The organism is Bradyrhizobium sp. BR14999, assembly GCF_056106085.1.
The window spans coordinates 100708-112770 of sequence record NZ_CM148536.1; the positions used below are offsets into that span (position 1 = coordinate 100708).

Sequence of the window (12063 nt, forward strand, 5' to 3'; positions counted from 1 at the left end):
AAGCAGCATGTCCGAATTCAAACAGCTCAGCCGGTCCGTGAAGGGCCTGACCGTCCTCGTCACCGGCGCGGCCAGCGGCATGGGACGCGCGACCGCGCGCGTGTTCGCCGCTGAGGGTGCGAACGTCGCCGTCACCGATTATGGCGAGCGCGGCGCCGATGCGGTCGCCAAGGAGATCTCGGCAAGCAGCGGGACAGCGAAGGCGTGGAAGCTCGATGTTGCCGATGCCGGCGAGATCAAGCGCGTGGTCGGCGATGTCGCGGCGCATTTCGGCGGGCTCGACATCGTCGTCAACAATGCCGGCATCTCCGTGCGTGTCGCGATCGACGACGAGACCTATGAGGACGCATGGGCCAAGGGCCTCGCCGTGATGCTGACGGCGCATCCGCGCGTCATCCGCGCAGCGCTGCCGCACCTGCGCAAGTCGAAGAGCCCGCGCATCGTCAACATCGCCTCGACCGAAGCGCTCGGCGCCACTGCATTGCATAGCCCCTATTCGGCGGCGAAGGGCGGCGTTGCGAGCCTCACCCGTTCGCTGGCCGTGGAGCTCGGCCGCGAGGGCATCACCGTCAACTGCATCTGTCCCGGTCCGATCCGCACGGCAATCACCGATCGCATCTCCGAGGAGCACAAGACGATCTACGCCAAGCGCCGCACTGCGCTCGGCCGTTACGGCGATCCTGAAGAGGTTGCGCATATGACGCTCAGCCTGTGCCTGCCGGCCGCCTCTTTCCTCACCGGCGCGGTGATCCCGGTCGACGGCGGGCTGATGGCGCGCAACGCGTAAGAGCCATGCGCGCGGCGCGTTGACATCGCCGGACGCGAGAGTCATTTTTTCGCAAACGGAGCGGGGAAACCGCTCGCAGATGCGGGAGAAAACGCCATGACGATCGCCATCCGGCAGCTTCAGAAGCATTTCGTCGGTGAGGTGTCGGGCCTCGACCTGCGAAAGCCGCTCACGCCGGAGGAGGCGCGCGAAGTCGAATCCGCCATGGACAAATACGCGGTGCTGGTCTTCCACGACCAGGACATCACCGACGAGCAGCAGATGGCGTTCGCGCTGAATTTCGGCCAGCGCGAGGATGCGCGCGGCGGCACCGTTACCAAGGAGAAGGATTATCGGCTGCAATCCGGCCTGAACGATGTCTCGAACCTCGGCAAGGACGGCAAGCCGCTGGCGAAGGACAGCCGCACGCATCTGTTCAACCTCGGCAATTGCCTGTGGCATTCCGACAGCTCGTTCCGTCCCATTCCGGCAAAGTTCTCGCTGCTGTCGGCGCGCGTGGTGAACCCGAAGGGCGGCAACACCGAATTCGCCGACATGCGCGCCGCCTATGACGCGCTCGACGACGAGACCAAGGCGGAGATCGAGGACTTCGTCTGCGAGCACTCGCTGATGTATTCGCGGGGATCGCTCGGCTTCACCGAATATACCGACGACGAGAAGGAGATGTTCAAGCCGGTGCTGCAACGTCTGGTGCGCACGCACCCCGTGCATCGCCGCAAATCGCTGTATCTCTCATCGCATGCCGGCAAGGTCGTCGGCATGAGCGTGCCGGAGGGCCGGCTGCTGCTGCGCGATCTGAACGAACACGCGACGCAAGCAGAGTTCGTCTACGTCCACAGATGGAAGCTGCATGATCTCGTGATGTGGGACAACCGCCAGACCATGCACCGCGTCCGCCGCTACGACCAGTCGCAACCGCGCGACATGCGCCGCGCGACGGTAGCCGGCACCGAGCCGACGGTGCAGCAGCAGCAGGCGGCAGAGTAGCGCGTCACACACCACTGTCGTCCCGGCGTAGGCCCTAGGGCATGCACATATCTGGTGCGGCGGATTGACTCGGATCGGCCTGGGAGGATTCCAGAATCAGAGTTCTGTGTGATTCGTATTGCGGCACTCCATGATTTGGACGGGGTGCCGCGATGTTGTCACGGATTGACTGGACGCTGGGCCGGTTCGGGGATCGTCGTCTCGATAAAGGGGGGCGGCGTTCGTCGAACGCATGGTTGTGGGCAAAACTGTCTGCCTTCGGCAGCTCTCCAGGGGGAACCGCGCGCTGGAAGTGCGGTTCAACCGCTTTCTTGGCCATGACAAGGTGACGGTGGAGCGGATCATCGAAAGCTGGAGCGAAAGCACGGTCGCTGCGGTAGAGGGCCGCCACGTGCTGGCCATCCAGGACACCAGCGAGATCCACTTCAACACCACACCGCAACGCCGGCGCGGGCTCGGAGAAATCGGCAAAGGCAATAACCACGGCGTGCTGCTGCATCCGCTGCTGGCTGTGGATGCCGATGACGGCAACTGTCTTGGACTTTTGAGCGGGCAGATATGGACGCGCACAGGTCGCCGCACGACCTCGCACGACGATCGGGAGTTATCGGACAAGGAATCGCAGCGCTGGATATCCACTGCCATGGCGGCCAAGCCGCTCCTCACCAAGGCCACAGCGGTGACGGTGCTGGGTGACCGCGAGAGCGATATTTTTGCCCTTTATGCCAGCTCGGCCGAGCAACACTTCCACGTCATCGCGCGCAGCATGCATGATCGCAAGCTTGCCGACCGCAGCGGCTTGTATGAGGTCAGCGATGCCATGGCCGCGGTGGATCGGCGTGCGATCCAATTGCCTGCGCGCGCCGCGCGGCCCGCCCGCCTGGCTCACCTCGAACTTCGCTTTGGCGCAATCGAGCTCGCCCGCCCACAGAGTAAGTTCCTGCGCCATCTGCCGGAAAGCTTGCCATTGGCGGTGGTCGATGTGCGCGAGATCAATGCCGAAACCGGGGTAGAGCCGCTGCACTGGCGGCTTCTCACCTCTCACGAGGTTACCGGCATCGAGGACGCCTGGCGCATCGTCCAATGGTACAAGCAACGCTGGATCATCGAGCAGTTCTTCCGCATCCTGAAGACACAAGGCTTCAAGCTCGAAGACAGCCAGATCGGAACCGCCGATCGCCTTCTCAAGCTGGTCGCGATTGCCGCTAAGGCGGCCGTCATCACAATCCAACTTCTGCAGGCCCGCAATGGCAGTCGCCAACCCATTCTCGCTGCCTTCGACAACGGCCAAATTAACGTGCTCACCGCCCTCAACCGTCAACTCGAAGCCGGGAGCAAGCGATTAAAGAACCCACATCCGCCCGATAGCCTCGCTTGGGCCGCCTGGATCATTGGTCGCCTCGGCGGCTGGGACGGCTACCCATCGTCCAAGCCGCCGGGCCCGATCACCTTCAAGAACGGCCTCGAATACTTCCACGCCGTCGCAGCAGGATGGAGCCTCAGAGATATGTGCATGCGTAGGCCGGGACCCATAGCCACAGGATGCGATTTGGCGAAGACTGGTCATTGCCAGCCCGCTTCGACAATTCCTGTCTCGGAGTAGGGTCCCGGCCTTCGCCCTAGGGCATGCACATATCTGGTGCGGCGGATTGACTCGGATCGGCCTGGGAGGATTCCAGAATCAGAGTTCTGTGTGATTCGTATTGCGGCACTCCATGATTTGGACGGGGTGCCGCGATGTTGTCACGGATTGACTGGACGCTGGGCCGGTTCGGGGATCGTCGTCTCGATAAAGGGGGGCGGCGTTCGTCGAACGCATGGTTGTGGGCAAAACTGTCTGCCTTCGGCAGCTCTCCAGGGGGAACCGCGCGCTGGAAGTGCGGTTCAACCGCTTTCTTGGCCATGACAAGGTGACGGTGGAGCGGATCATCGAAAGCTGGAGCGAAAGCACGGTCGCTGCGGTAGAGGGCCGCCACGTGCTGGCCATCCAGGACACCAGCGAGATCCACTTCAACACCACACCGCAACGCCGGCGCGGGCTCGGAGAAATCGGCAAAGGCAATAACCACGGCGTGCTGCTGCATCCGCTGCTGGCTGTGGATGCCGATGACGGCAACTGTCTTGGACTTTTGAGCGGGCAGATATGGACGCGCACAGGTCGCCGCACGACCTCGCACGACGATCGGGAGTTATCGGACAAGGAATCGCAGCGCTGGATATCCACTGCCATGGCGGCCAAGCCGCTCCTCACCAAGGCCACAGCGGTGACGGTGCTGGGTGACCGCGAGAGCGATATTTTTGCCCTTTATGCCAGCTCGGCCGAGCAACACTTCCACGTCATCGCGCGCAGCATGCATGATCGCAAGCTTGCCGACCGCAGCGGCTTGTATGAGGTCAGCGATGCCATGGCCGCGGTGGATCGGCGTGCGATCCAATTGCCTGCGCGCGCCGCGCGGCCCGCCCGCCTGGCTCACCTCGAACTTCGCTTTGGCGCAATCGAGCTCGCCCGCCCACAGAGTAAGTTCCTGCGCCATCTGCCGGAAAGCTTGCCATTGGCGGTGGTCGATGTGCGCGAGATCAATGCCGAAACCGGGGTAGAGCCGCTGCACTGGCGGCTTCTCACCTCTCACGAGGTTACCGGCATCGAGGACGCCTGGCGCATCGTCCAATGGTACAAGCAACGCTGGATCATCGAGCAGTTCTTCCGCATCCTGAAGACACAAGGCTTCAAGCTCGAAGACAGCCAGATCGGAACCGCCGATCGCCTTCTCAAGCTGGTCGCGATTGCCGCTAAGGCGGCCGTCATCACAATCCAACTTCTGCAGGCCCGCAATGGCAGTCGCCAACCCATTCTCGCTGCCTTCGACAACGGCCAAATTAACGTGCTCACCGCCCTCAACCGTCAACTCGAAGCCGGGAGCAAGCGATTAAAGAACCCACATCCGCCCGATAGCCTCGCTTGGGCCGCCTGGATCATTGGTCGCCTCGGCGGCTGGGACGGCTACCCATCGTCCAAGCCGCCGGGCCCGATCACCTTCAAGAACGGCCTCGAATACTTCCACGCCGTCGCAGCAGGATGGAGCCTCAGAGATATGTGCATGCCCTAGGGCCTTCGCCGGGACGACGCTGGAGGGTGAAGCGACGGCGTCAATCACCATCGTCGTCCTGGACCAGCGAGCGGAGCGAGCGCGGATCCAGGACCCATTGCCACCGAGCGCAGTTTGACGAAGGCTGGTGGTTGCCAGCCTTCTTCAGCAACTACAGCCTGTGGTAATGGGTCCTGGCTTTCGCCAGGACGACGAGAACTACGCGTGCCCGGCCTCGTTGGAGAGCATGCCGGGATCGATGCCGATCTTCTGCAAGGCGCGGTTGTATTTGTCGTCGACGTCGTCGCCGAAGATCAAGTCAGTGTCGGCGTCGCAATGCAGCCAGCCATTGCTCTGGATCTCGGTCTCGAGCTGACCCGGCGCCCAGCCGGCATAGCCGAGCGCGAGGATGGCGTGCTTGGGGCCGGAGCCGTTGGCGATCGCGCGCAGGATGTCGACGGTCGCGGTGAGGCAGACGCCCTCGTCGATCCGCAGCGTCGCGTTCTCAATGTAGAAGTCGCTGGAATGCAGCACGAAGCCACGCCCGGTGTCGACCGGGCCGCCGCGCAGCACTTTCATGCTTTCGGCGTTTTCCGGCAGCTTGATGTGCTCGCCCTTCTTGATGATGCCGAGCTGCATCAGGAGCTCGGGGAAGTCGATGGAGCCGGCGGGGTGATTGACGATGATGCCCATCGCGCCTTCGGCAGAATGGGCACAGAGATAGATCACGGAGCGCTCGAAACGGGGATCGCCCATCACGGGCATCGCAATTAGGAGCCGGCCGTCGAGATAACCGGCCGAATTGGGGAGCGCGGGGCCTGCGCTGCGGGTGCTCTCGCCCGTCCTTTTGCCTGTAGGAGCCATGGTGAAGCACTCCGGGTTCAATTCCTATCCTGATGTCGGGCCCGACGGCTGTCAAATCAAGGCTTGCAGAGACTTGATTCAGATGCATCCATCACAAGCAATTCAATGGTTTGCCCCGGGGCCACCCTGTAAAGACGTGCCATGTCCAGCATAGTTCCCTTGCGTGCGGCGATTGGCGTCGCGACAACCCTGCTTGCGTCGTCGCTGGCCATCGCAGCCCGTGCCGACGACGCTTCGCCCTGGCAACGCGACGGACATTCCGCAGTGCGGCTGGTCGCGGGGTCACGTAGCGGCGCCGTCCTGCTTGGCGGTATCGCCTTCCAGCTCCAGCCAGGCTGGAAGACCTACTGGCGTACGCCCGGCGACTCCGGCGTTCCGCCGCGGTTCGACTTCTCCAAGTCGGACAATGTCGAGGCGGTGACGGTCATGTGGCCGGCGCCGCTGAAGTTCGACGACGGCGCGGGCGGTCATTCGATCGGCTATCGCGACCAGATCGTGCTGCCCCTGCGCATCGTCGCCAAGGCCGCCGACAAGCCGGTGACCTTGCGCGCCGAGATCAACTATGCCGTGTGCGAGAAGCTCTGCATCCCCGTCGAGGCCCGCGCCGAGCTTGGCTTCAACAGCGTCGCCTCGACCGAGGACGCCAATCTGCGCGCAGCGCTCGACACCGTGCCCAAGCCCGCCAATATCGGCGACCCCAACCCGCTCACCATCCGCGACGTCAAGCGTAACGGCGCCACCAAGGTGGTCGTCGACGTGGTCGCGCCGGCGGACGCGCGCAACGTCAATCTGTTCGTGGAAGGGCCGACGCCCGATTGGGCGCTGCCGATTCCGGCCCCGGTCCAGCCCAGCCCGGCAGATGTAAAGCGATTCTCCTTCGAGCTCGAGGGGCTGCCGCCGGGCGCCAAGCCCGACGGTGCGGCGCTGAAGTTCACGCTGATCGGGCCGGACAAGTCGTACGAGTTCAATACGAATTTGGAGTGAGCCGTCGTCCCAACCCCAGCGGTCGTCCTGGACAAGCGCAGCTCTTGGCAACGCGTAGCGTTGTCCAGGCGGAGCGCAGATCCAGGACCCATTACCCCAGGGAGTAGTGGTGGCGCGAACTCATAGCCCCGAGCCTTCGTCCAACTTCTCCCTGGGGTAATGGGTCCTGGCTTTCGCCAGGACGACGTTGGGGTTGCGACAGCACTCCCACCCAACCGAATCTTAACGAATGGTTGCTAATTCCCGGGCAGGCCGCAGCAAGCGGAACCCCCGGGGATCTCGAATTGGCCGTGATGGATGCACAACCCGCAACGACCGGACCGGCCGGGTTGATCGCGCGGCTGCGCGGCAGGCTGACGGGCGGCTCGAGCGAGGCCTCGCTGACGCGGCGGCTGGCCGGCACCATCTTCATCATCCGCGTCGTCAGCGCAGGCCTCGCCTATGTCTCGCAGGTGCTGCTCGCGCGCTGGATGGGCACGTCCGACTACGGCGTCTATGTCTATGTCTGGACCTGGGTGCTGCTGCTCGGCAGCATGATGGATTTCGGCATCTCCGCTTCCGCGCAAAAGATCATTCCGGAGTACCGCGCCCGCGGCGAGCATGCGTTGCTGCGCGGCTTTCTCTCCGGCAGCCGCTGGCTGACCTTTGCCGTCTCCGCGCTGGTGTCGCTCGGCCTCGCCGGCATCGTCAGGCTGCTTTCGCCCTGGATCGATCCGGCCGAGGTGCTGCCGCTCTATATCGGCTGCATGACGCTGCCGGCCTTCGTCGTCGCCAACACCCAGGACGGCATCGCGCGCTCGCACGACTGGATGCAGCTCGGGCTGATGCCGCAATTCATCATCCGCCAGGCGCTGATCATCGGCATCACGGCCTCTGCCTTCCTGCTCGGCTATCATCTCGGGGCGGTCGCCGCGATGATCGCGAGCCTAGGTGCCGTGTGGATCGCGATGGCCGGGCAGATGGTGGTGCTGAACCGCAAGCTCGCCGATCACATCGAGCCGGGCTCCAAGGCCTACGACATCGGCGGCTGGCTCGCCATCTCGCTGCCGATCCTGCTGGTCGAGAGCTTTTACCTGCTGCTGTCCTACACCGACGTACTGGTGCTCCAGCAGTTCCGCCCCTCCGACGAGGTCGGCGTCTATTTTGCCGTGGTCAAGACGCTGGCGCTGGTCTCCTTCATCCACTACGCGATGTCGGCGACGACCGCGCATCGCTTCGCCGAATACAACGCAAGCGGCGACAAGGCGCGGCTGTCGGCCTATGTGGCGCACGCCATCAGCTGGACGTTCTGGCCGTCGCTGGCGGCGACCATCGTGCTGCTTGCGCTCGGCAAGCCGCTGCTCTGGCTGTTCGGGCCGCAATTTGTGGTCGGCTACGACATCATGTTCGTTGCCGCGATCGGGCTGGTGGTGCGCTCCGCGATAGGGCCGGTCGAGCGGCTGCTCAACATGCTCGGCCAGCAAAGAATCTGCGCGCTCGCTTATGCGCTGGCCTTCGTGATGAACGTCGTGCTCTGCATCGCGCTGGTACCGCGCTACGGTGGCCACGGCGCCGCGGCCGCGACCTCGATCTCGCTCAGCTTCGAGACGGTGCTGCTGTTCTGGATCGTGCGGCAGCGCCTCGGCCTGCACGTGCTGGCGTTTGGAAAATAGGCCATGCGGCTATCTGCCCGTTGGGGAACGGCGGTTTCGCAAGACGCCGGTGAACAGGGCAAAATGGCTATGCATCTCCCACCTGCAGCATGATTTTTCTTATTTGATCCAAACAGTTGCATGCCGGAGAAAGTTCATTCTACGTCGTATTGCCCAACCGACGAGACCAACCTAAGATTCCCCGGACATGTTTGATCCACTCTACGTCGCCTCTGGCTTCGGCGTCGGCCTGCTGGTCGGGATGACCGGCGTAGGCGGCGGCTCGTTGATGACGCCGCTCCTGATCCTGCTGTTCGGCGTTCATCCCTCCACGGCGGTCGGGACCGACCTGCTCTATGCCGCCGCCACCAAGACCGGCGGCAGCGTGGTCCATGGCTGGTCGCGCAGCGTGCACTGGCCGGCGGTGCTGCGGCTCGCCTGCGGCAGCATTCCGGCGAGCGCGGTGACGCTGCTGGTGCTGTGGAAGCTCGACCTCAAGAGCGATACCGAGCGCAGCCTGGTCAATCTGGTGCTGTGCTTTGCGCTGATCCTGACTGCGACGTCGCTGATCTTCCGCCAGTCGATCATGGATCGCTACCGGAAACGCCTCGAGCGGATCGACGAGCGCACCACTGCAATCGCGACAGTGATCACCGGAATCGTGCTCGGCGTGCTGGTCTCGATCTCGTCGGTCGGCGCCGGTGCGGTCGGCGTCACCGTATTGCTGCTGCTCTACCCGCGCCTGCCGATGGCGACCATCGTCGGCTCCGACATCGCCCATGCCGTGCCGCTGACGCTGGTTGCCGGCATCGGACACTGGGGGCTCGGTGACGTGGACTGGGCGCTGATGGGCGTGCTGCTGATGGGCTCGCTGCCCGGCATCATCGTCGGCAGTTTCAGCGCGACGCGCGTCCCTGAAACGGTGCTGCGCCTGACGCTTGCCAGCGTGCTGTTCGTGGTCGCCGGCAAGATCATGTTTGCGGAGCTGAATTTGTCGACGGCCTTCGTGACGGCGCTGGCCTGGACGCATTGAGCGAGAGGCTGCCGCTCCGTTCTCACTTTCGTAGGGTGGGCAAAGCGAAAGCGTGCCCACCACTTCTTTCAAGCGTGGAAAAATGGTGGGCACGGCGCTGACGCGCCTTTGCCCACCCTACGGCATCGAGCGCTTACTCCGCGGTCCAGCCGCCATCGATCGAGAGATTGGTACCGGTGATCTGCGCGGCATCGTCGCTGCACAGGAACAGGGCGAGCGCGGCGACCTGATCGGAGGTGACGAACTCCTTGGTCGGCTGCGCATCGAGCAGCACGTCGTTGATGACCTGCTCGCGCGTCAGATTGCGCGCCTTCATCGTGTCGGGGATCTGCTTCTCGACCAGCGGCGTCCAGACATAGCCGGGGCTGATGCAGTTGCAGGTGATCTTGTGGGTCGCAACTTCCAGCGCCACGGTCTTGGTGAGACCGGCGATGCCGTGCTTGGCCGAGACATAGGCCGACTTGAAGGGCGAGGCAACGAGCGAGTGCGCCGACGCCGTGTTGATGATGCGGCCCCAGCCCTTCTTCTTCATGCCGGGCACGGCAGCACGGATGGCATGGAAGGCCGAGGACAGGTTGATGGCGATGATCTGGTCCCACTTCTCGAGCGGAAACTCCTCGATCGGCGAGACGAACTGGATGCCGGCATTGTTGACGAGGATATCGACCGAACCGAGCGTCTTCTCGCCGAGCGCGATCATCCCGGCGACCTCGGCGGGCTTGGTCATGTCGGCGGGCGAGTAGATCGCCTTGACCTTGAAATCGGACTCGATCTTGGCGCGTTCCTTCTCGATGTCCTCGGGCGAGCCGAAGCCGTTGATGACCACGTTGGCGCCGGCGGCGGCGAAGGCGCGTGCGTAAGCGAGCCCGATGCCGCTGGTCGATCCGGTCACGACGGCGTTCTTGCCTGACAGACTACCCATTTCATTCGCTCCTTTTTGCCGGGGGTGCGGTGACGTCCCCCGTGAGATCGTAGGTCACCATGGTCTCGCCGGACTGCGGCTTCTCGAGCCAGTCCTTGTGGCGCATCGACAGATGCACGTCGCGCACACCGGCTTCCCAATGCTCGACCATGGCGACATGCGAGAAGTCGTAGTCCTTGGACGAGGATTCGTAGTTCTTGCTGCGGTAGATCAGGTGCACCACCGTGACGGTGCTTTCGCGCGCCGCTTTCGCGAGGAATTCGACGGAGGGATCGTTCTTGAGATAATCCGGCAACTTGCTGATGAGATCGCGCACCGCCCGGCGGGCGTTGTGCAGCTGCTTGTTCTTGTCGGTGTTCATCCGCGTGCGGCTGGAATAGCGGATGTCCTTCTCGCGCTCGGCGGCCTCGAGCAGCGAGGTCGGCAAATCGCCGCGCGCGGAAAACAAATCGACCTGGAAGATCAGCATGTCGCGGGCGAGCTCGGCATCGAGCACGTAATCGAGCGGCGTGTTGGAGGCGATACCGCCGTCCCAATAGTGCTCGCCATCGATGATCACGGACGGAAAGCCCGGCGGCAGCGCGCCGGACGCCATGATGTGCTCGGGGCCGATTCTCTTGCCGAGCTTCTTGAACTCGTAATTGTCGAAATATTTGAAGTTGCCGGAGGTGACGCCGACCGCACCGATCGACAGACGCGTCTTCACATCGTTGATGCGGTCGAAATCGACCAGACGCTCCAGCGTCTTCTTCAGCGGCGCGGTGTCGTAATAGCTCTCCGCCTCAGGGTGGCCCGGCGGCCACAGCGGCGCCGGTGGAACGCGCGGCACGAAGAAACCGGGCACGCCGAAGGTCGCGATCAGCGCTGCGCTCGTCGAGTTGAACAGCTCGCGGCTGTGATCGCTCTTGCCGATCGGCTTCCACGGCACCGGCGCCGACACCATCTCCCAGAATTCCTTCAGCCGCTCGACGCGGGTGCGGCCCTCGTTGCCGGCGATGATGGCGGCGTTAATCGCTCCGATGGAGATGCCGGCGACCCATTCCGGCTCGAAGCCGTGGCCGCACAGCGCCTGGAAGGCGCCGGCCTGGTACGAGCCGAGCGCACCACCGCCCTGGAGGACCAGGACGCGTTGCGCATTCGCGGGGATGCTGGCGGAGTCCGGACTATGATCTGTCATGAGGGAACAATAGCAAAAGGCGAGCCACCGTGGCGACAGTCCGCCGCGGCGTCAATGCATCCCGGGATCAAGTCTGGCTTATCGCGGGTCCGTCGAAGCCAGGATCATGGTCCAGAACACCTTGTATTTGGTGCCGGGAGCATAGCCCGCCGCAATGCCCAATTTTGTGACACCGCCCTTGAGCATGTTGGCGCGGTGGGGCGGCGAGTCGCGCCAGCCGGAAAACGCTTCCGCCAGCGTGTGATAGCCGGCCGAGACGTTCTCGACCGCCACGGTCGCGGGATAGCCACCGCCGGCGAGCCGCTTGGCGAGTGGCGCGCGAACGTCATGGTCCATCTTGTTGGCGGCCGCCATGGCCTGGGACTGGGATTCGGCGAGCAGCATCAAATCGGGATCGATCATGACGGTACCGAGCCCGTTGTTCTGGCGGTATTGCGAGATCATCACGGCGGCCGCCTGCGCATCGAGCTTGGCGCCCGGGACCGCCATGTCGGTATACATGGACGGCTGCTGGACCGGGGCTTCGTTGCCGGCGCAGCCGGCCAAAAGCAAAGTGATTGATATTGCGGCCGCAGCGCGCATGAATCAGGCC

Annotated in this window: 11 protein-coding genes; 7 read left to right on the forward strand and 4 right to left on the reverse strand. The window is 63.7% G+C overall.

Annotated features, from left to right (window positions below):
* Positions 1 to 7 precede the first annotated feature (7 nt).
* The 4 genes from ACR9YP_RS00465 (at position 8) to ACR9YP_RS00480 (ending at position 4881) form a co-directional block, all read left to right on the forward strand.
* On the forward strand, positions 8 to 787 hold the full coding sequence (locus tag ACR9YP_RS00465; protein ID WP_438104667.1) for an SDR family NAD(P)-dependent oxidoreductase: 780 nt from the start codon (positions 8 to 10) through the stop codon (positions 785 to 787).
* 96 nt (positions 788 to 883) lie between these two features.
* On the forward strand, positions 884 to 1774 hold the full coding sequence (locus ACR9YP_RS00470) for a TauD/TfdA dioxygenase family protein (protein ID WP_474218799.1): 891 nt from the start codon (positions 884 to 886) through the stop codon (positions 1772 to 1774).
* Positions 1775 to 2006: 232 nt separating this feature from the next.
* On the forward strand, positions 2007 to 3377 hold the full coding sequence (locus ACR9YP_RS00475) for an IS4 family transposase (protein WP_474218800.1): 1371 nt from the start codon (positions 2007 to 2009) through the stop codon (positions 3375 to 3377).
* Between the two features lie 214 nt (positions 3378 to 3591).
* The gene (locus ACR9YP_RS00480; RefSeq protein ID WP_438103448.1) at positions 3592 to 4881 is read left to right on the forward strand and encodes an IS4 family transposase; all 1290 of its coding nucleotides are present in this window, start codon (positions 3592 to 3594) and stop codon (positions 4879 to 4881) included.
* A gap of 198 nt (positions 4882 to 5079) precedes the next feature.
* Here the strand turns inward: ACR9YP_RS00480 and ACR9YP_RS00485 are convergent, their stop codons facing one another.
* Positions 5080 to 5724, reverse strand: coding sequence for a YqgE/AlgH family protein (locus tag ACR9YP_RS00485; RefSeq protein WP_091881355.1), 645 nt, complete (start codon positions 5722 to 5724; stop codon positions 5080 to 5082).
* A 141-nt stretch (positions 5725 to 5865) separates the two neighbouring features.
* Here ACR9YP_RS00485 and ACR9YP_RS00490 point away from each other — a divergent pair, with 141 nt between their 5' ends.
* From ACR9YP_RS00490 to ACR9YP_RS00500, 3 genes are all read left to right on the forward strand, one after another.
* Positions 5866 to 6708 carry a protein-disulfide reductase DsbD domain-containing protein gene (locus ACR9YP_RS00490; RefSeq protein ID WP_438104663.1) on the forward strand — a complete coding sequence of 281 codons (843 nt, stop codon included), beginning with the start codon at positions 5866 to 5868 and terminating at the stop codon, positions 6706 to 6708.
* Between the two features lie 284 nt (positions 6709 to 6992).
* Positions 6993 to 8360, forward strand: a complete 1368-nt coding sequence (locus ACR9YP_RS00495) for an oligosaccharide flippase family protein (RefSeq protein ID WP_474218801.1) — start codon at positions 6993 to 6995, stop codon at positions 8358 to 8360.
* Between the two features lie 187 nt (positions 8361 to 8547).
* Positions 8548 to 9372, forward strand: a complete 825-nt coding sequence (locus ACR9YP_RS00500; RefSeq protein WP_438104659.1) for a sulfite exporter TauE/SafE family protein — start codon at positions 8548 to 8550, stop codon at positions 9370 to 9372.
* Positions 9373 to 9505: 133 nt separating this feature from the next.
* Here ACR9YP_RS00500 and ACR9YP_RS00505 read toward each other — a convergent pair whose 3' ends face one another.
* The 3 genes from ACR9YP_RS00505 to ACR9YP_RS00515 form a co-directional block, all read right to left on the reverse strand.
* Positions 9506 to 10294, reverse strand: a complete 789-nt coding sequence (locus ACR9YP_RS00505; RefSeq protein ID WP_438104658.1) for a 3-hydroxybutyrate dehydrogenase — start codon at positions 10292 to 10294, stop codon at positions 9506 to 9508.
* 1 nt (position 10295) lies between these two features.
* Entirely contained in the window at positions 10296 to 11471 is a 1176-nt protein-coding gene (locus tag ACR9YP_RS00510; RefSeq protein ID WP_438104656.1) for a DUF3734 domain-containing protein, read from the reverse strand.
* Positions 11472 to 11549: 78 nt separating this feature from the next.
* On the reverse strand, positions 11550 to 12053 hold the full coding sequence (locus ACR9YP_RS00515; RefSeq protein ID WP_128936603.1) for a CAP domain-containing protein: 504 nt from the start codon (positions 12051 to 12053) through the stop codon (positions 11550 to 11552).
* Positions 12054 to 12063 lie beyond the last annotated feature (10 nt).

Excerpts from the sequence above, each read along its gene's own strand:
- ACR9YP_RS00465 (WP_438104667.1), top strand. The coding sequence starts at position 8 with ATGTCCGAATTCAAACAGCTCAGCCGGTCCGTGAAGGGCCTGACCGTC.
- ACR9YP_RS00470 (WP_474218799.1), top strand. The coding sequence starts at position 884 with ATGACGATCGCCATCCGGCAGCTTCAGAAGCATTTCGTCGGTGAGGTG.
- ACR9YP_RS00475 (WP_474218800.1), top strand. The coding sequence starts at position 2,007 with ATGGTTGTGGGCAAAACTGTCTGCCTTCGGCAGCTCTCCAGGGGGAAC.
- ACR9YP_RS00480 (WP_438103448.1), top strand. The coding sequence starts at position 3,592 with ATGGTTGTGGGCAAAACTGTCTGCCTTCGGCAGCTCTCCAGGGGGAAC.
- ACR9YP_RS00485 (WP_091881355.1), bottom strand. The coding sequence starts at position 5,724 with ATGGCTCCTACAGGCAAAAGGACGGGCGAGAGCACCCGCAGCGCAGGC.
- ACR9YP_RS00490 (WP_438104663.1), top strand. The coding sequence starts at position 5,866 with ATGTCCAGCATAGTTCCCTTGCGTGCGGCGATTGGCGTCGCGACAACC.
- ACR9YP_RS00500 (WP_438104659.1), top strand. The coding sequence starts at position 8,548 with ATGTTTGATCCACTCTACGTCGCCTCTGGCTTCGGCGTCGGCCTGCTG.
- ACR9YP_RS00505 (WP_438104658.1), bottom strand. The coding sequence starts at position 10,294 with ATGGGTAGTCTGTCAGGCAAGAACGCCGTCGTGACCGGATCGACCAGC.
- ACR9YP_RS00510 (WP_438104656.1), bottom strand. The coding sequence starts at position 11,471 with ATGACAGATCATAGTCCGGACTCCGCCAGCATCCCCGCGAATGCGCAA.
- ACR9YP_RS00515 (WP_128936603.1), bottom strand. The coding sequence starts at position 12,053 with ATGCGCGCTGCGGCCGCAATATCAATCACTTTGCTTTTGGCCGGCTGC.